This is a genomic window from Collinsella aerofaciens (assembly GCF_001404695.1).
Lineage (GTDB): Bacteria > Actinomycetota > Coriobacteriia > Coriobacteriales > Coriobacteriaceae > Collinsella > Collinsella aerofaciens_E.
Window position 1 is genome coordinate 24,048 of the sequence record NZ_CZAQ01000006.1, and the last position, 18,761, is coordinate 42,808.

Sequence of the window (18,761 nt, forward strand, 5' to 3'; positions counted from 1 at the left end):
TTATGAACATCGATATCGTCCTGTTTGCAGGCCGCATCGTCCTGGTCGTCCTGCTTTATATCTTCCTGTTTGCCGTCATGAAGACCGGCGTGGGGCTCGTCCGCGGCCAGCGCCGCGACTCGGCCATCTGGACGATCGATGTGGACAAGGGCCCGCGCGGCATCCGCGGCATCCACGTGGATATGCTCGGCCCCGTCATCGTCGGCCGTTCGCCGTCGTCGGACATCTGCATCAACGAACCGTTTGTCTCGGCCTCGCATGCGCGTTTTTCGCTGCAGGGTCCGGCACTTATTATCGAGGACCTCAACTCGCTTAACGGCACGCTCGTCAACGGCCGCCAGCTGGTGGAACCCGCAACGCTGCGCGAGGGCGACGAAGTCCAGATTGGCGACGTGGTCATGAAGGTGAACCGTCGATGATCGACGAGGAGAACAAGTCCGCAACCATGCCAGAGACGTCGGCCGCCCCCGCGACCGCGCCGGCTCATGCCGCCCCGGCGGGCCATGCGCCCGTGGAGCCCGAGGACACTGTGTTCTCCCTGCCTCTTTCGCATGTAACGCAAGAATATCCGACGCTGACCGACGACGAGGATACCGAGGACAACGCTGACGGCGGTAACACCCCCATCGGCGTGCACGCCGCTACCGAGCAGCCCGCGGCCCCGCAAGACATGCCCGCGCCGGCTCACTTTGCCGAACCCGTCGCCACGGCGATTACCGAGAGCTCCGCGGTATTTGCGGCTCCCGAGCCCGCGGCACCGGTGTTTCCCGTAGCGCCGGCACCCGCCGCAGCACCCGAGTCCGCATCTGCACCGGAACCCGCGGCGGCGCCCTCCCCCGCGGACGCATCGGCGCCCGAAGCCATGCAGTCTGTAACCGAAGACGTACCCGCAGCAACGACGGAGGATGTCTCCCAATCCCACGGCACGCCCGCGCCCGCGCACTTCGCGACGCCCGAGTCTGCAGCCGTCGCCCCGCAAGACGACGAGCCTGTCGACCGTACAACCGAAGAGCCCGCCACGCCCAACGTCAACGACCCGAGCAACGATGCCGACACCGTCTCGCCCGGCGATACGGCCGAGATTGACGTTGCCGCCGTGGAGGCCAAGCTTAAGGACCCCGGCTCGACCATGAGTTTTGAGCCGCTGACCGACGAGCGCGTCGAGACTGACTCGACCTACGACGCCGGCACGACCACGCAGCTCATGTGGGGCGCCCGCTCCGATGTTGGCTGTGTGCGCCCGCATAACGAAGACTCCTATCTGGTGCAATCGCCGCTCTTTTGCGTATGCGACGGCATGGGCGGCCACGCCGCCGGTGAGGTAGCCTCCTCCATCGCCGTCGAGACCATTGCCAAGACAGCGCCGCAGGCAGCCGACGCCGCACGACTGGCGGCCGCCGTCGAAGCTGCAAACGCCGCGGTCATCGAGGCTGCGCTCAACGGGCTTGGCAAGCCCGGCATGGGCTGCACGGCAACCTGCGCCTATATCGAAAACGACATGCTCGCTATCGCCCACGTGGGCGACTCGCGCGCCTATCTGCTCCACGAGGGCACGCTCATCCGCGTGACCCGCGACCACTCCTATGTGGAGGAGCTCGTGGACGCCGGCGAGATTACGGCAGACGAGGCTCGCGTCCACCCCAACCGCTCGGTCATCACCCGCGCGCTGGGCTCGGATCCCGCAATGTATGCCGACCACTTTACCCTGCATATCGAGGAAGGCGACCGCCTGATCCTGTGCTCGGACGGTCTTTCGAGCATGATTCCCGATAGCGATATCGAAAACATCGCCACGCAGTCCTCGACCGCGCAGATTTGCGTCGACAACCTTGTTGACGCGGCACTGGTCGCCGGCGGGCATGACAACGTCACCGTGCTTGTCGTTGACCTGGTCGACGATGGCGTCATGCGCGAGGCAAAGCGCGTCCGCCGCCGCAACATCACCATTGCCACCGTACTGGGCATCGCTTTTGTGCTGGCGGCAGCCATCTGGGCCTACGCAGGCATCACCGGCTCGTACTACCTGGGCACCTACAAGGACACCGTCGCGGTCTACCGGGGCATTCCCGGCAAGCCGCTCGGCCTTAAGCTGCACTGGCTCGACAGCACGACCACCATCAAACTGTCCGACCTGCCCGAAGACACACAAAATCGCCTTAAGGCAGGTATTCAGCAGACGAGCATCGACGACGCACAGGACACCATCTCCAAGTACCGCCATCAGATCGACGAGGAGCAGACCCGTCAGGTGATCGACGCGCAAACGATCCGCAATAACACCGACCAGGGTTCGACCTCCGAATCGGATTCCGAGAATACCGCCGAACAGTCCGCCGAGGCCGAAGCCTCCGATAAGAATTAGAAAGGGAGTGCCGCTTATGAGTCGCCGTAATACCGAACTGCTCTTACTCATCGCCTCGGCGTTCCCCGTCATCCTGCTGTATGCGATGTACGTGCTCACCGCAGGCGCCGCCATCTCGTTTGAGACACTTGCCGTTCCGATCGGTCTCTTTGCCGCCTTCGCCGCGGCGCATATCGCCGTGCGCATTCTGGCACCCGGCGCCGACCCGGCCATCCTGCCCGTCGTCTTTGTTCTTTCGGGCATTGGCATCACGTTTGTGACGCGCTTGGCGCCCACGCTCGCCATCTCGCAGCTCGTCATCCTGTTTATCTCGGTGGCGTTGATGGTAGGTACGCTTGCGCTGGTCAAAAACCTCGACGTAGTCATGCGCTACAAGTACACCTTTGGCATCATCGGCATCATCTTGCTGATGCTGCCCATCTTTATCGGCACCACGATCTCGGGCTCTAAACTGTGGATTCGCATCGCCGGCTTTACCATTCAGCCCGGCGAGTTCGCCAAGGTCTTTATCGTGCTGTTCCTAGCCGGTTACCTGGCCGAGAACCGCGAACTGCTCTCTATCTCCAACCGCAAGATCTTGGGTCTTAAGATTCCGCGTCTGCGCCTGCTGCTGCCGCTGTTCGCAGTCTGGGGCGTATGCCTGCTCGTCGTTGTCTTCGAACGTGACCTGGGCTCGGCCTTGCTGTTCTACACCATCTTCTTGCTGATGCTCTACGTTGCCACGGGTCGCTTCTCGTATGTCATCATCGGCCTTGTGCTCTTGGCCGTGGGGGCCGTGGGCGCTTACAAGTTCCTGTCGCACGTCCAGGTTCGTTTCCAGATCTGGGCCGATCCCTTTAAGGATGCACAGGGCCAGGGCTACCAGATTGTCCAGTCCCTCTTCTCGCTGGCCGACGGCGGCCTTGTTGGCGTCGGCATTGGCAACGGCATGGCCAACAACATCCCCGTCGTCGAGTCCGACTTTATCTTCTCGGCTATCGGCGAGGAGATGGGCCTTTTGGGCGGTGGCGCCGTTCTTATCCTGTTTATGCTCTTTGCCGTACGTGGCCTGACCACGGCAGCCCGTGCCAAGTCCGACCTTGCCGCCTTTAGCGCCACCGGTCTTACGGCCGCTATCAGCTTCCAGGCGTTCTTGATCGTTGGCGGCGTTACCCGCCTGATCCCGCTGACCGGCGTCACCCTGCCCTTTATGAGCCAGGGTGGCTCCTCGCTGCTGGCAAGCTTTATCATCGTCGCGCTGCTGCTGCGCGCCGGTGACGAGGCAACCGGTCGCGAGGCCGAGCTCACCGGCACCGGCACCATGGCCGCCATCACCGACGACCAGGTCGCCTCGGCGTCCTCCCCGGCCGGCACGCGCTTCGCCACTTCGTCTTCGTATGCCCGCGGCAGCCACTCCGCCGGCTCGCGCATGCGTCGTCGCCTGCTCGACACGCCCGAATCCGGTGTGCTCGGCCGCGTGGCGCTCGCCAATCGACTGACCCGCGCCGTGCTCGCCTTTACGGCACTATTCGCCATCCTTATCGGCAACCTCACCTATGTCCAGGTCATCAAGGCCAAGGACTATCAGGACATGCCGACCAACAACCACACCATCGCCCGCTCCAAGTACATCCAGCGCGGCTCCATCATCACGTCCGACGGCGTGACGCTGGCCGAGTCGCTGCAACAGGAAGACGGCACCTACGCCCGCTCCTACCCCAACGGAAACATGGCCGCTCACGTGGTGGGCTATGTAAGCCAGCAGTACGGCACCGCTGGTGTCGAGAGCGTCATGAACGAAACGCTCACCGGCTCCAAGGATTACTCCAGCTGGGACAACGCCCTCGCGTCGCTCGCGGGCCAAAACCAACCGGGCAACACCGCCAAGCTCACCATCGACTCGCGCATCCAGACGGCTGCCGAGCAGGCACTCAAGGGCTTTAAGGGTGCCGTGGTGGTTATGGATCCGCGCACCGGCGCGGTCCTCGCATGCGCAAGCTCGCCCACCTATGACAACACCAACATCGATGCCCTGATGCAGTCGGGCGGTGGCGAGGACGGCTCCATGTACGACCGCGCCATGGACGCTCTCTATACCCCGGGCTCGACCTTTAAGGTCGTCACACTCTCCGCGGCGCTCGAAACCGGCACCGCCAGCCTTACCAGCACGTACCAGGCGCCCGGCTCCATGGATATCGGCAACGCGCCGGTCACCAATTACGCCAACGAGAGCTACGGTACCATCAGCCTGCAACAGGCCTTTGCCGTGTCATCCAACGTCGTCTTTGGCCAGGTGGCCAACGAGATCGGCGCCAGCTCGCTCGTCCAGTTTGCCAACGCCTTTGGTTACGGCCAAAAGCTCGGTCAGGACCTGACCACCGCGGCCTCCATCATGGCCGACCCCTCGCTCATGACCGAGTGGGAGACCGCCTGGGCAGGCGCCGGCCAGCCTGTCGGCATGGACCACACGCCAGGTCCGCAGACCACCGTCATGCAAAACTGCGTGATAGCAGCGGCCATCGCCAACAGCGGCGTGGTCATGGACCCGTTCTTCGTGGCCCAGGTGCTCGCCCCCGACGGAACCGTGGTCAAGACCACGCAATCCCGCTCGCTCGGCCAGGCCGTCAGCGCCACCACGGCCGATCAGGTCAAGCAGGCCATGCTCGCGGTTGTCCAGTCCGGCACCGGCACCGATGCCCAGATTCCGGGCGTCAAGGTCGCCGGCAAGACTGGATCGGCCGAGACCGGCGGCACCAACGTCAACTCGATGTTCGTCGGCTTCGCACCTTACGATTCACCCACGGTCGCCATCTCGGTGGCCTTGGAGGATTACGACAAACACGACGTCAAGGCAGCCAAGATCGCCGGCATCGTCCTGACCGCGGCACTTGCCGCCCAAGGAGCGTGATGCCTGTGATCGAAGCGGATACTTGGGGCGCGCCGCGGCCGATGAGCTAGCGGCAAGGCGCCACGCGGTCCCAGCGACCATAGATTTGGTACTACACACATCGTTGAGCGAATAAGTTAGTTAGGAGCAGGAATGGAACAGAGGGTCCTCGGGGGAAGATACCTCCTCAAGGATAAGGTGGGAACGGGCGGCATGGCGACCGTCTTCCGTGCGCAAGATCAGGTCCTCGACCGCACGGTTGCCGTCAAGATCATGCTGCCGCAGTATGCCGGCGACGCCACCTTCGCCGCCCGCTTTAAGCAGGAGGCCCAGGCAGCAGCAGGTCTCTCCTCCCCCTATATCGTGGGCGTCTACGATTGGGGCAAGGATGGCGATACCTACTACATCGTCATGGAGTACCTGCGCGGTACCGACCTTAAGAGCGGCATCAAGAGCCACGGCGCCCTCGATCCAAAGAAGGTCGCGCAGATCGGCTCGCAGATCAGCTCCGCGCTTTCGGTCGCCCACAAGCACGAGATCATCCACCGCGACATTAAGCCGCAAAACATCATGGTGCTGCCCGACGGCAACATCAAGGTCATGGACTTTGGCATCGCGCGCGCAAAGAACAGCCACCTCACGCAGGACAACAATGTACTGGGCACCGCCCACTACGTAAGCCCCGAGCAAACGCGCGGCCAGGACCTCGGTCCCACTTCGGATATCTACTCCCTGGGCGTCGTGATGTACGAGTGCGCCACCGGTCGCGTCCCCTTTGACGGTGACGACGCCATCTCGGTTGCGCTCAAGCAGGTAAACGAACTGCCGGTTCCGCCGAGCCAGATCAACTCCGGCGTCGACGCCGATCTGGAGCGCATCATCCTCAAGTGCATGGAAAAGGACCCGTCGAACCGCTTCCAGACGGCAGACGAGCTGCGCCAGGTGCTCAACAACTACCTGTCCGGCCGCGCCGTCAACGTCTCCGAGCCCACGCGCATCATTGGCGCCGCGGGCGACCTGGGCGCCACCAAGACCCGTGAGCTGTCTGACTCCACGCGCGCTATGGTTCGCCCCGTATCGGGCGTAAGCGGACAGACCAACCCCCGCAGCGCCGTCTCGGGTTCCACCGGTTCCTACGAAGTCGATCAGCCCAAGTCCAACAAGAACAAGATTATCGCCGCCGTAGTCGCCGCAATCGCCGTGGTTGGCGTTGTGGTGGCCTTCGCCACCGGGCTCTTTGGGGGCGAGCAGGTTACGGTGCCCGATGTGCTTAACAAGGACCAGCAGACCGCTATCGAGCTGATCAAGGAGGCCGGCCTTGAGGTCGGAACTGTCGACCAGAGCTATAACGACGATGTCGACGAGGGCAAGGTAGCCGAGCAGACCCCCAACGGCAACACTAAGAAGCCCAAGGGCTCCAAGGTTAACCTGGTGATCTCCAAGGGCCCCAAGCCCTCCGAGAAAGTTGAGGTTCCGCAGCTCGTCGGCCTAACCAAGGACCAGGCCGAGGCCGCGCTGGCAAGCGTGGGCCTGAAGGGCAACGCAACCGAGGAGGCCAACGAGGCCGACGAAGGCCAGGTCTTTGAGCAGGGCACTGATGCCGGCAAGGAAGTCGAGAAGGGCACGACCATCTCGTATAAGGTCTCCAGCGGTCCTGACACCACCTCCGTCCCCGATCTGACCGACATGACCGAGGCCCAGGCACGCAACGCTCTCGACATGGCCGGTTTTGGCGTCAACGTGAGCTACCAGGAGAACGATTCCGTCACCGAGGGCACCGTCATTAGCTGGAACCCCAGCGGCAAGCAGAAGCCCGGCGCCACGATCACCGTCGTCATCGCCAAGAAGTCCGGCAAGGCCAGCGTTCCGGGCAACCTGTACGGCAAGAGCATCTCCGCCGCCGTCACCGCGCTCAACAACGCCGGATTCTACAACATCGCATTCTGCGATCAGAACGGCAACCCCGTGAGTGGCAACGAAAACGCCACCGTGACGGGCGTCTCCCCCACTGGTAAGCAGTCCACCGACAGCACGATCACGCTGACGGTTTCGGTTTCTGGCTCTGGTACTGATTCAGGCGACGATTCCGGTACAAGCAACTAGCCGGCTGCTTATTATCTGCGCAGCGAACGCCGCAAACATATTCGCTCAGAAGCGCCCGCTTGCTCCCCCGGCAAGCGGGCGCTTTGCTTTTGATGCGACCCGCTAGCATGGAACGGCGCAGCTCTAACACCAAAAGAGCCCGGCACCGTAGCGGTACCGGGCTCGGCAAATCTCTGGTGCCCCCGGGCGGATTCGAAAACTCCCCCCGCGGGGAAATTGGTGACGCGGGTGTCGACGGTCCGAATCCGGCCTTTAGACCAGAAGAGCCCGGCACCGTGGTGGTACCGGGCCCGATATTCCTCTGGTGCCCCCGGGCGAATTCGAAAACTCCCCCCCGCGGGGAATTGGTGACGCGGGTGTCGACGGTCCGAATCCGGCCTTTAGACCAGAAGAGCCCGGCACCATAGCGGTACCGGGCTCGGCAAATCTCTGGTGCCCCCGGGCGGATTCGAACCGTCGACACCCGCTTTAGGAGAGCGGTGCTCTATCCCCTGAGCTACGGAGGCATGTTGTACTAGTGTAGCAGATTTACTGCATCGCCATACGTCGCATGACTAGACTTCGAAGTTGCGGTGGAATAGTTCCTGTCTGAAGCATCTAAAGCCGTATTTAGAAACTATTTCACCGCAACTTATGAGGAGCTAGTTGCCTTTGTGGAAGAGGCCTTTGATGACGGAGGGGATGCTCTTGGCGCCCTTGGCCGTCACATCGATAAAGTCGGGCGAACGCACGAGCTTATTCTCGTCGACGTACTTGCGGACCGCGCGAAGCGTCTCTTTGTCGTCGCGCGTCGAAAACGTAAAGTGACCGTTGTCCTTGGTGAAGATGGCAAAACGCGTAATCTTCTTGGTGCCGCGCAAAACCTCGGCGGCAATATAGTCGACCTCGTCCCACGGGATTTGAATATAATCCTCGGGATTGCGCTCGTTATAGTACTCAAACGCCTTATTGCCCACCATCACGTTACCGTGGCTGGTAAGCCCCATCAGGCAGGTTGCCGGCGTTGCCAGATCGACCGTGCTGTTCTGAGATTGCGCCATACGCGCCTCGCCCTCCAATAAAAACAATCGGACCGCATCCAGTGTACCCACCGGGTGCGGTCCGTTTCAATGGCTCAAAAGCCCTTACCTAGCAACTCTCGGTCTTAAGCCGAAGCGTGCTTACATGAAGCCGCAGAAGCGACCGATGATGCCGACGGCGAAGAGAGCCAGGATGATGACGATCGGGCTGACCTTCTTCTTGAGGAGCTTGCAGACCAGCAGGGTCAGGCACACGGCGGCAAGGCCGGGGATGAGCTGATCGAGGTTACCCTGGAGCGTGGTGACCTTCATCTGATCAAGGGCGGTAGCACCGACGGAGTTGTACATCGTCAGCGCTTCCTTGATACCCTCGGAACCGGAAGGCAGGCTAGCCCAGTCGATAAAGGCGCCAGCAGACTGCTTGACCGTGGAGACGATCGGGGTGAAGGAAATGGACACCCAGCGCTCGACCAGGGCGCCGATGATGAACATACCCAGGATGGAAGCGCCCTCGGTGACCTTGCCCATCAGACCGCCGGAGAGGTCCTTGGCGATAGAGGAGCCGACCTTGTAGCCAAACTCCTGTGTGTACCACAGGAAAGCGTAACGGATGATGTTCCACGCGAAGAAGAACAGCAACGGACCGACGATGCTGCCGGACATGGCCAGGGAAGCGCCCAGAGCGCCCAGAATCGGGCGAAGGGTGAACCAGAAGACGGGGTCACCGACGCCGGCGAGCGGGCCCATCATACCGACCTTGACGCCCTGGATGGCGACGTCATCGATCGGAGCACCGTTGGCGCGCTCCTCCTCGAGGGCGAGGGTAACGCCAATGACGGGGGCGGAAACATAGGGGTGGGTGTTATAGAACTCCAGGTGGCGCTTAAGCGCGGCAATCTGGTCATCCTTGCTGGTGTAGAGCTTCTTGATCGCAGGGATCATTGCGAAGCACCAGCCGCCGTTCTGCATACGCTCGTAGTTCCACGAGCCCTGAAGGAACTGATGACGGAAGCAAACCTTCTTACGGTCAGCCTTGGTGAGCTGAATCTTGTTCTCTGCCATATGTATCACTCCCCTCCTACTCGTAATCGTTCAGAATGTCGCCGAGCGGGTCGCCGGAGCCACCGCCCGTGCCGCCACCCTGCTTGGCCAGATCCTTAAGGCCAAGGTAGATGAGGGCAAGGGAGATGCCGATGAGGCCAAGGGCGATCAGCGTGAGCTGAGGGATGGCAGCAAGGACAAAGCCGAGGATGAAGAACGGCCAGGTCTCCTTGGTGGCCATCATGTTGATGACCATGGCGTAACCGACGGAAGCGACCATGCCGCCGCCGACGGCCATGCCGCCGGACAGCCAGTCGGGCATAGCGTTAAGCGCGTTGGTAACAGCCTCGGCCGGGATAACACACAGAAGTACTGCCGGGATGGCGATACGAAGGCCCTGCATGAGGATGGCAGCGTACTGCCAGCGCTCGATGCCGGAGAAGTCGCCCTTCTCGGCGCAACCGTCCATGGCGTGAGCGATAGCGGTAGCAATGGTACGGCAGATCATGGTCAGGAACAGACCAGCGACCGACAGCGGGACGGCGACGGCGATGGCCGCGGTAACGGCCTTGGCCGAATCAGTGGCGCCGCCGTTGAGGGCGAGCACCATGATGATCGAAGAAGCGACCGAGGCCAGAGCGGCGTCAGGCGCGACGGCGGCGCCGACGTTAGCCCAGCCAAGGGCCATCATCTGGAGCGAACCGCCCAGGAGGATGCCCTCCTGAAGGTGACCGGTTACGAGACCGATAAGCGTGCATGCCACGAGCGGCTGATGGAACTGGAACTCATCCAGAATGCCTTCCATACCGGCAAGCAACGCGACAATCGCAACAAGCAGAATAGTGATTGCAGACATGTATCGGACCCTCCTTTACTATGCTTGAGCGGCCAGTTCGGCCTTAGCTTTCTTCAACATGGCATCGAGATCCTCGGAGGCATCCGAAGGAACCTTGCGGACCTCGAACTTGACGCCCTTGGCCTTGAGGGCCTCGAGGGTCTTAACGTCGTCATCGCCCATAGCGACGGCGTTGGTGACGACGACCTTGCCCTTGGAGTGAGCCATGGAACCGATGTTGACTTCCTTGATGTCGACGCCGGCCTCGATGGCCTTGAGCAGATCCTGCGGGTTCTCGAAGAGCAGCATGGCCTTGGTGTCACCAAAACGCGTGTCCTTGACGACCTCGGCCATCTTCTTGATAGGCACGACGTTGGCATGGACTCCCGGAGGGGCAGCCTGCTCGATCATGGTCTTGCGGAGCTCGTCGTGAGCAACGCCGTCGGAAACCACGATGATGCGGTTGGGGTTGATCTGCTTGGTCCACGTGGTGGCCACCTGACCATGCAGCAGACGGGTGTCGATACGGACGTGGGCAATCTTGATGTGCCCGTCGCCGATGACCGTTCCCGGAGGGATGGCGCCTGCAGGAGCAGCGGCGGCCGCAGCCGGCTTCTTCTCCTCGGGCTCCAGAGACTCGGGCTTGACGCGCACGCCAGCCTTAGCCTCAGTCACGAGATGTTTTGCGATCGCATGTGCAGTGTTCTTTGCATCAAAGCGCTGCGAATATGCCTCGATGAGCATAGGCAGGTTGACACCGGTGACGATAGCCCAGGAATCATGGCCCTCGATGAGCCCGCTAATCTGGTTGAACGGCGTGCCGCCCCACAGATCAACGAGGAAGAGCACCTGCTCCTGGTCCTCGAAGGAAGCGATTGCTTCCTCGACCTTAGCACGGAAGTCGTCGGGGCCCATGCTCGGCTCGAGCGAGACCACGGCCACAGACGGCTGATCGCCAAAGACCATCGAGCCCGTCTGCTTGATTCCAGCTGCCAAGTCCCCGTGGCTAGCAAGAACAATACTTACCATCACATAACCTCCTTTTTGTCTACGTAATTCCTACACGACATGAAAGGAGTATACCTGTTTGGTTTGTGGAATTATAGCTAAATCCGCAAAAGGTTGGATTATTTGTTTAAACGTCTAAGTTTGTTACAAGTTGGTTACGTTGCTGCTTTTCGACTCATTACCCGCCAAGGCGTCGCTCATCAAGCCACGCATTTTACAGATACAAGCAGACTGTTCATTAATATCGATTTTAGGCAAGCGCGAATGCGCTTGTACTGCCGCTACATTGTTCAAACAGGTATGACTTGACTATTTGCGCGACTTATGATCTACGAAACCACTCAAAAAAGTTGCGGTGGAATAGTTCTTGTTTAAGAGCCAGAAGGCTGGGATTTAGGAACTATTTCACCGCAACTTATAGGGAATCCTAGACGATGTGGAGGGGGTGGGCGGCATCGACGGCGTCGAGGACGTCGGAAGGGCCGTCGGGGGCAGCGTCTGCCGGTTCCTCGTCGGGGGTCTCAATCTGCTTAATCATGACCTCCTGGCCCTGCAGCAGGTATGTCTCGCCGCTGCCGCAATGAGGGCAGGTCTTGCCGTGCTCGACTGTCGCATAGTCGCGGCCGCACGCCTCGCAATGCGTCACGGCCTCGACAGGCTCCACAATAAGCTCCGCGCCCTGCGCGATGGGCTTTTTATCTGCCGCCCAGCGCCAAGCGTCGAGCAGCAAGTCGGGAACGACGCCCGAGACCTCGCCCAGCAGCAGCGTGACGCTCGAAACGCGACTCACGCCATTGGCGCGCGCCACGTTCTCGACATCGCGAATGATGTGGTAAACGATTCCGAGCTCGTGCACTTTTAATTCCTTCCACCGTTCTAACGAACGGCGGTCGGCTTGACGCTGCGCGAGCCCCAGACGGGCGATCTGCCTTTCAATCGTCGGGCATGGGCAAAAGCCCTATGCCCTCCTCTTTCAAGGCACCTCGCCACGCCTGGGACCCGCTCGCTGTCCAACCGTTCTCTGCGCCGTTCGCTTACTTGTTAGGTTCTTTTACTTCTTCCCGAATTTGATTTTGATGGCGCGCTTGAGCGCGTACTTACCCAGGCTTGGGAGCTTTTGCTCGTATTTGACCATCGTGGAGCACTCGGGGCGATCGCGATCCAGGTGGATGGCATCGAACGCGCACTTGGTGGTGCACAAGCCGCAGCCGATGCACTTGTTGGGGTCGACGATCGAGGCACCGCAGCCCAGGCAGCGGGCGGTCTCGGCGCGCACCTGCTCCTCGGTAAAGGTCTCGACGTACTCGCTAAAGGGTGCAGCCTTCTCGCGCTCGCGGTCGACATGCGCCACCTCGCGGCTCGCCTTGTCGTAGCTCTCGATCACGACATCGTCGCGGTCGAGCGCGGTGTAGTGGCGCTGGTTGCGGCCGATGGTGAGCGTGGATCCCGGCTGCACAAAGCGATGGATGGACACGGCGGCCTCGTGACCGGCGGCGATGGCGTCGATGGCAAAGCTCGGACCGGTGTAGACGTCGCCGCCCACAAAGATGTCGGGCTCAGCGGTCTGATAGGTCTGGGGGTCGGCAAGAGCACCCTGGCCGCGGCCGAGCTCCACCTTGGAGCCAGCCAGCAGGTCGCCCCACACAATGGACTGGCCAATCGACATGACCACGCGGTCGGCATCGACGCGGCGCAGATCGTTCTCGTCGTACTCGGGCGCAAACCGGCCCTCGTCGTCAAAGACACGCGTGCAGCGCTTGAAGGTGATACCGCACACACGACCGGCCTCGTCCAGGTGAACCTCCTTGGGGCCCCAGCCGCAGCTGATGTGAGCGCCGTCCTCAACGGCCTCGCGACGCTCCTCCTCGCTGGCGGGCATCTGGGCCTCGCTCTCCAGGCAGAACATCTCAACGTGCTCGGAACCCAGACGGCAGGCGTTGCGCGCGACGTCGATGGCCACGTTGCCGCCGCCCACCACGATGGTGCGGCCGGGCAGCGCGTCGATCTTGCCACTGTTGACCTCGCGCAAAAAGTCGACGGCCACGGTCACGTCCTCGGCATCCTCGCCCGGAATACCGGCGAAGCGGACGCCCTGGCAGCCGATGGCAACATAAAAGGCCTTAAAACCCTGCTCGCGCAGCTCGTCGAGCGTCACGTCGCGACCGACCTCCACGCCATAGCGGAACTCGGCGCCCATCAGGCGAATGACCTCGACCTCGGCCTCGATAACATCCTTCTGCAGCTTAAAGCTGGGAATGCCGTAGGTGAGCATACCGCCCGGGCGCTCGTTTTTCTCGAACACGACGGGCTTGTAGCCCTTCTCGGCCAGATAGAAGGCACAGGACAGACCTGCCGGACCGGCACCGATGATGGCGATCTTCTGGTCGAAGCCGCCGGCACGCGTCGGGGTCACCACGGGTGGGACATAGCGGGTCGCGGCATCAAGATCGCGCTGGGCGATGAACTTCTTGACCTCGTCGATAGCCACGGCGGCGTCCACACGGCCGCGGGTGCAGGCATCCTCACAGCGGCGGTTGCACACGCGGCCGCAGATAGCGGGCAGCGGGTTCTCACGCTTGATGAGCGCCAGCGCCTCGTCATAGCGGCCCTGAGCCGCGAGCTTCAAATAGCCCTGAACGGCGACATGCGCGGGGCAGGCCGTCTTGCAGGGCGCGGTGCCGGACTCATGCGTCTCGATGCGGTTGTCGTTGCGGTAGTTGGGCGACCACTTGGTGTGGTCCCACTTGGTGGCGTCGGGCAGCTCCTGGCGCGGATACTCGGGCACCTGTCCGCCGGCCTTTTTGCTGCAGAGCTTCTGGCCCAGCTTGGCGGCGCCGGCCGGACACACCTCAACGCAGCGACCGCAGGCCACGCACTTGTCCTTCTCGACCTTGGCGACATAGGCCGAGCGCGACAGGTTGGGCGTGTTGAACAGCTGAGAGGTGCGCAGGGCATAGCACACGTTGACGTTGCAGTTGCAGATGGCGAAGATCTTGTTCTCACCGTCGATATTGGTGATCTGGTGCACAAAGCCGTTGTCCTCGGCCTGGCGCAGGATGTCGTAAACCTCCTCGCGCGTCACATAGTGGCCGCGGTCGGTCTCAACCACGTAGTCGGCCATATCGCCCACGGCGATGCACCAGTCGGCGGGGTCGTCGGCGCAGCCCTCGCCCATCACGCGACGGCTCGCGCGGCAGCTACAGGTGCTGGCGGCATACTTACCCTCGTATTTGTCGAGCCAATGCTCGATATGCTCGATCGGCACCGACGTGCTCGCGGCATCGATAGCCTTCTCGACCGGAATGACGTGCATGCCGATGCCGGCGCCTCCGGGCGGCACCATCGGCGTGGCCTTGGACAGCGGTCCCTTGGACGCCTGCTCAAAGAACTTGACGTAGACCGGGTGCTCTTCGAGCTGGCTCACGCGCATGTTGAGGAACTCGGCGGAACCCGGTACCAGCATGGGCAGCACCCACTGCTTGGCGCGCTCGGGGTTTTCCCAGTTGTACTCGAGCAGGCCCGTGTAGCTCATGTCGTCGAGCATCTTCTCGATCTGGGCCTCGGGCATGCCGGTGAGCTTGATCATCTCGGGCAGCGTGTAGGGACGGCGCATCTTCATCTTGCAGAGCACCTCGGCCTGCTCGTCGGTCGCGGCCTCGGCAAACGACCAGTACTCGTAGCCCAGCAGCTCGTCGCGATGCAGCAGACGGTTGGTGCAGTGCTCGCACAGCTTGACGATGGCCTCGCGCGGATGCTCCGGCAGCGGCGGCACAAACTCCGAACCGATATCGGGCTCGGTGTAGCTAATTCCCGGTCCGTTGAGAATCATGGTTGTCCCTTCTCTTGCCACAGCCCGGCGAGACCGCGGCGCCCCTCTTTTTACGGGCTCGACATGCCCCCCACGCCGTTCACCCGTTATTGTTGACATTGTGTCAAAAACAGTATTGACGAACCGTCAACAATATTCAAGACTGTTAGGCGAACGGTCAGGCTCAAACGGATGAAAGGCGGCAAGCGCATGAGCAGTAACGCAGCGAACACCTCTGTGGCCGACGCCGTCCCCGCGCCCGACAGCACGGCAAAGCGCCTGACGGGCGACGAGCGCCGACGCGAGATTCTCGCCGCCGTGCGCACCGTGAGCTCCGAGCTGGGCGTGTCGCATCTATCCGTCTCGGCCGTGACCAAGCGAGCCGGCTGCACGCGCTCGCTGTTCTACCACTACTTCGCCGACATGGACGCCGCCGTCACCGCCGTCATGGACGAGGCAATCGACGGCTTTATCTCCGAGCTCGAGCAGTGGAATGCCAGCCGCACCGTTGGCGATATCGAGGGCGCGCTCGACACCGTCGCCCCGCTCTTTAAGCGTCTGGTCGCCAGCGGCCACGAGCTGCCGAGTACGCTCACCTCAAGCAGTGGCGCGCTCTACGGCGGCTTTTTGCACAACGTGGTCCAGCGCGTGGCGCAATACATCTGCGACACTACCGTGGTGGACTTTGTCGCCCATCATGAGCTACGCATCGACCATGTCTACGAGACGTTCTACACCCTCATCATGGGGTTGTTGATGTATATCCGCACGCACCCCGATGTGCCCGACGAGACGGTCAAGGAAATCATCGCCTCGACACTCCACATCGAGGGCTATACCGCCAAGTATCCGGAGCGCAAGCCCCAGGACTGACGACATTTGGCCAAACTGCCCGCGATCGGAAGAGGGGCCGCGGGCGTGTGAAAGGAGAGCAGCATGCTGTTCGATGTTTGGGGTAGCGATACCCTTATCCACTGGGCCGGCTGGGCCATGGTCTTTATTGGCCTGATCGTGCTCAACGAGGTCGGCCGCCGCACCAAGCTGGGCGCGGCCATCATCTTTGGCGTGGCTCCGCTGGCCATGACCATCTACTGCGTCGCCATCGCCGTGGGCGTCTCACAAGGCGCCGAGTGGGCGCTCACCAACCCCACCCATGTGTACCAGAACAGCTGGTTCCACTACGCCAAGGTATACGCGGCGCTGGCCGGTTGCTGGGGCTTCATTGCCATTAAGTACCAGTGGGGCAAGATCGGCAAGGCGCATTGGTTCCGCGCATGGCCGTTTGTGATCGTCGCCATCAACATCATGATCGCCGTCGTGTCCGACTTTGAGAGCGCCTATCACTTCTTTGTCCTGGGCCAGTCCACCTGGGTCACCTCCGAAGGTGCCACGCAGCTGGCCGGCTGGAACAACGTGTTCAACGGCATCGCCGGTATCATCAACATCTTCTGCATGACCGGTTGGTGGAGCGTCTACGCCTCCGAGGATCAGACCGACATGCTGTGGCCCGATATGACCTGGGTCTACATCATCGCCTACGATATCTGGAACTTCTGCTACACCTACAACTGCCTGCCCACCCACTCCTGGTTCTGCGGCTTTGCGCTGCTGCTGGCGCCCACCGTCGCCGCCTTTATCTGGAACAAGGGCGGCTGGATTCAGAACCGCGCCTTTACGCTGGCCATTTGGTGCATGTTTGCCCAGGTGTTCCCGTTCTTCCAGGAGGAGTCCATCTTTGTGACCCACTCCACGCTCGACCCCGGCGCCGCTACCGCGGTCTCGATCGCCGCGCTGGTCGCCAACATCGCCGCGATCATCTACATCGCCTACCGTGCCAAGAAGCTCGGCCGCAATCCCTACAAGCAGGATGTCTTTGAGGGCACCAGCGATTGGGAGAAGGCTACCGCCCGCCGCGCCAAGGTTGATTACGCTCACGCCGAGTAACATGTTTATTCCGTCCACATTTGAATGTAGGCAAACTTAGCCGATACCGCAATCGCGCGTCATGCGCAGCCCCGGAAAGCGATTCGCCCGCTTTCCGGGGCTTTTTGTTGTTGCACGCATTCACGCACATATTCCATTCGCACACACATTCAAAACCTCTCGCACAGATAAAATCAGATTTCCGATCGCCTGACAGCTCTATATGACCTTGTTTTTGGGTACATTGTTGTCCCGATATTGAGCTTGGGGGATATATGAAAGATGAGACGATGGGCCAAGAGGATGCGACCCAAGATGCAGAAGCTTGCGCTGAGGCCTTGGAGAGCTTAGACCGGATTTCACTCGATGAGATTGCGTTTGACGATTCGGGCGTTGATGTGCAGGATGAGCTGGAAGCCGAGGCGCAGTCCGATGATCAGGATGCAGACGACGTTGAGCCTGCCGAAGATGAGGCAGGTCACGAAGGTACCGAAAGCGAGGCCGGCAATCAGCCCGAATCCGACACGGGCGAGGAAACCGTCTTGCTCGACAGCTTACCGGCCGAAGATTCGCTGACTCGCGAGCTTCCTGGCCTGGGTTCCGCACCAGCCGTGGATGAGACCATCGCCATGGGCGATATTCCCCTGCCGTCCGTTCCCTCGGCACACGAAGCCGAGGTCCGCCATCGCAAGATGTCGCCCAAGCGCCGCAATCTGATGGTCGCCGGTGTCGTGGCCGTCGCGCTCGTCGCCGGCGGTGCAGGCTATGCTGCCTGGAACGGATATCAGCAAGAGCAGGCTGCCGCTGTCGCCGCCAATGCCCACACGATGATGTCGGTGCAGATTGGCGTGCATGCCGCGGGCCTCGACTGTTCCGCCGGCTCCAAGATTCCCGTACAAGTGAGTGGCCAGGATTCTGACGGATCCTCCGTGAGCGAAACACTCTATGTTGACGAGCACGGCCGTGGCATCAAACTGCTACCCGGTGACTACACGCTCTCCATCGCTGCCTCCCCCATCGCGTCCGACGGCACCGTCTATACCGTGCCGACCACCAAGGCGCAGGTCACGATCAAGAGCGACGGACAGGACCTAAGCAGCCAGGCCGCCTTTAAGCTCAAGGTGCCTTCGGCCGACACGGTAACCGACGACCAGATCGATGCCGCCGCCAAATATGCCGAGGAGGGAGGCGCGAGCTCCGCCGCCACCGCCAAGGTGCTCCAGCAGGCGGCAACCGCGCGGCGCGACGCCGCCGTCAATGCCGTGAGCGCGCAAAAGGCACAGGCAGCCCGCGATGCTGACGCTCGCCACAAGGCAACCGACCTCTACCAGCTCGATATCCCCGTCGAGTGGTACGGCAAGGTCGAGACTTGGCAAAATGGCAGCACGCTATGCATCTATCTTGCCGGCGACAGCGATACGCCGATTGTGACGCTCGTCGCGGTGCGCGAGGGCGAGAGCTTTACGCCCGATGAGGGCGATACGGTTTTGGGTGCGGCCAATCTAGGCAACGGTTATACCGTCTACGCCAGCGGCCCCGTCTATCCGTACGTGGTGCCCCAGACCATCAACGGACGGACGCAGAATCCCGTGTCAACCTACCCCATGGACACGGCCATTGAGCTTGTCGAGCTCACGACCGGTAACCGCTACACCTATAGCCAGATCAAGAACGTACTGGTCGGCAAAGACGGCAAGGCCGACGCTGCGACCAAACTCGAGACCGACTACCTCGCCCAGATTCTCCTGCCGAGCATCAAGGCCCAGGACTAGCGGACCATGACACCTGAGTCCTGG

At 61.6% G+C, this 18,761-nt stretch carries 13 protein-coding genes and 1 tRNA gene; 7 read left to right on the forward strand and 7 right to left on the reverse strand.

Translation table 11 applies throughout. The annotated features are described in order from the left end of the window. Nucleotides 1-2: 2 nt before the first annotated feature. The 4 genes from AQ996_RS02565 (at nt 3) to pknB (ending at nt 7,331) form a co-directional block, all read left to right on the forward strand. A complete protein-coding gene (locus AQ996_RS02565) occupies nt 3-419 on the forward strand; it encodes an FHA domain-containing protein (protein ID WP_055250779.1) in 417 nt (138 codons plus the stop codon). Further along, on the forward strand, nt 416-2,362 hold the full coding sequence (locus AQ996_RS02570) for a Stp1/IreP family PP2C-type Ser/Thr phosphatase (protein WP_055250781.1): 1,947 nt from the start codon (nt 416-418) through the stop codon (nt 2,360-2,362). Before AQ996_RS02565 ends, AQ996_RS02570 begins: the two co-directional genes overlap by 4 nt. A gap of 16 nt (nt 2,363-2,378) precedes the next feature. Then, on the forward strand, nt 2,379-5,249 hold the full coding sequence (locus tag AQ996_RS02575) for an FtsW/RodA/SpoVE family cell cycle protein (protein ID WP_055250783.1): 2,871 nt from the start codon (nt 2,379-2,381) through the stop codon (nt 5,247-5,249). Between the two features lie 132 nt (nt 5,250-5,381). Further along, a complete protein-coding gene (gene pknB / locus AQ996_RS02580) occupies nt 5,382-7,331 on the forward strand; it encodes a Stk1 family PASTA domain-containing Ser/Thr kinase (RefSeq protein ID WP_055250785.1) in 1,950 nt (649 codons plus the stop codon). A gap of 430 nt (nt 7,332-7,761) precedes the next feature. Here the strand turns inward: pknB and AQ996_RS02585 are convergent. The 7 genes from AQ996_RS02585 to AQ996_RS02615 form a co-directional block, all read right to left on the reverse strand. Continuing rightward, nucleotides 7,762-7,837 (reverse strand) — tRNA-Arg (locus AQ996_RS02585). A gap of 135 nt (nt 7,838-7,972) precedes the next feature. Next, a complete protein-coding gene (locus AQ996_RS02590) occupies nt 7,973-8,371 on the reverse strand; it encodes a DUF956 family protein (protein ID WP_055250787.1) in 399 nt (132 codons plus the stop codon). Nucleotides 8,372-8,491: 120 nt separating this feature from the next. Continuing rightward, entirely contained in the window at nt 8,492-9,412 is a 921-nt protein-coding gene (locus AQ996_RS02595) for a PTS system mannose/fructose/sorbose family transporter subunit IID (RefSeq protein ID WP_035136639.1), read from the reverse strand. 16 nt (nt 9,413-9,428) lie between these two features. After that, nucleotides 9,429-10,247, reverse strand: coding sequence for a PTS mannose/fructose/sorbose transporter subunit IIC (locus AQ996_RS02600; RefSeq protein WP_035136637.1), 819 nt, complete (start codon nt 10,245-10,247; stop codon nt 9,429-9,431). A gap of 18 nt (nt 10,248-10,265) precedes the next feature. Then, nucleotides 10,266-11,255 (reverse strand): PTS sugar transporter subunit IIB, encoded by a 990-nt coding sequence (locus AQ996_RS02605; protein ID WP_055250789.1) that lies wholly within the window; start codon nt 11,253-11,255, stop codon nt 10,266-10,268. A gap of 406 nt (nt 11,256-11,661) precedes the next feature. Then, the gene (locus AQ996_RS02610; protein WP_055250791.1) at nt 11,662-12,090 is read right to left on the reverse strand and encodes a hydrogenase maturation nickel metallochaperone HypA/HybF; all 429 of its coding nucleotides are present in this window, start codon (nt 12,088-12,090) and stop codon (nt 11,662-11,664) included. A gap of 195 nt (nt 12,091-12,285) precedes the next feature. Further along, nucleotides 12,286-15,063 carry an FAD-dependent oxidoreductase gene (locus AQ996_RS02615; protein ID WP_172674592.1) on the reverse strand — a complete coding sequence of 926 codons (2,778 nt, stop codon included), beginning with the start codon at nt 15,061-15,063 and terminating at the stop codon, nt 12,286-12,288. A gap of 189 nt (nt 15,064-15,252) precedes the next feature. On the opposite strand from AQ996_RS02615, the gene AQ996_RS02620 reads away from it, so the two are divergent. The 3 genes from AQ996_RS02620 (at nt 15,253) to AQ996_RS02630 (ending at nt 18,737) form a co-directional block, all read left to right on the forward strand. Continuing rightward, on the forward strand, nt 15,253-15,915 hold the full coding sequence (locus AQ996_RS02620) for a TetR/AcrR family transcriptional regulator (protein WP_082435493.1): 663 nt from the start codon (nt 15,253-15,255) through the stop codon (nt 15,913-15,915). 63 nt (nt 15,916-15,978) lie between these two features. Further along, on the forward strand, nt 15,979-16,986 hold the full coding sequence (locus AQ996_RS02625; protein WP_055250792.1) for a DUF5692 family protein: 1,008 nt from the start codon (nt 15,979-15,981) through the stop codon (nt 16,984-16,986). Nucleotides 16,987-17,240: 254 nt separating this feature from the next. After that, nucleotides 17,241-18,737, forward strand: coding sequence for a hypothetical protein (locus AQ996_RS02630; protein WP_055250794.1), 1,497 nt, complete (start codon nt 17,241-17,243; stop codon nt 18,735-18,737). The last annotated feature ends 24 nt before the right edge of the window (nt 18,738-18,761 follow it).

Coding starts and splice junctions, on each gene's coding strand:
- AQ996_RS02565 (WP_055250779.1), top strand. CDS start 3: ATGAACATCGATATCGTCCTGTTTGCAGGCCGCATCGTCCTGGTCGTC.
- AQ996_RS02620 (WP_082435493.1), top strand. CDS start 15,253: ATGAGCAGTAACGCAGCGAACACCTCTGTGGCCGACGCCGTCCCCGCG.
- AQ996_RS02575 (WP_055250783.1), top strand. CDS start 2,379: ATGAGTCGCCGTAATACCGAACTGCTCTTACTCATCGCCTCGGCGTTC.
- AQ996_RS02595 (WP_035136639.1), bottom strand. CDS start 9,412: ATGGCAGAGAACAAGATTCAGCTCACCAAGGCTGACCGTAAGAAGGTT.
- AQ996_RS02590 (WP_055250787.1), bottom strand. CDS start 8,371: ATGGCGCAATCTCAGAACAGCACGGTCGATCTGGCAACGCCGGCAACC.
- AQ996_RS02600 (WP_035136637.1), bottom strand. CDS start 10,247: ATGTCTGCAATCACTATTCTGCTTGTTGCGATTGTCGCGTTGCTTGCC.
- AQ996_RS02625 (WP_055250792.1), top strand. CDS start 15,979: ATGCTGTTCGATGTTTGGGGTAGCGATACCCTTATCCACTGGGCCGGC.
- AQ996_RS02630 (WP_055250794.1), top strand. CDS start 17,241: ATGAAAGATGAGACGATGGGCCAAGAGGATGCGACCCAAGATGCAGAA.
- pknB (WP_055250785.1), top strand. CDS start 5,382: ATGGAACAGAGGGTCCTCGGGGGAAGATACCTCCTCAAGGATAAGGTG.
- AQ996_RS02605 (WP_055250789.1), bottom strand. CDS start 11,255: ATGGTAAGTATTGTTCTTGCTAGCCACGGGGACTTGGCAGCTGGAATC.
- AQ996_RS02615 (WP_172674592.1), bottom strand. CDS start 15,063: ATGATTCTCAACGGACCGGGAATTAGCTACACCGAGCCCGATATCGGT.
- AQ996_RS02570 (WP_055250781.1), top strand. CDS start 416: ATGATCGACGAGGAGAACAAGTCCGCAACCATGCCAGAGACGTCGGCC.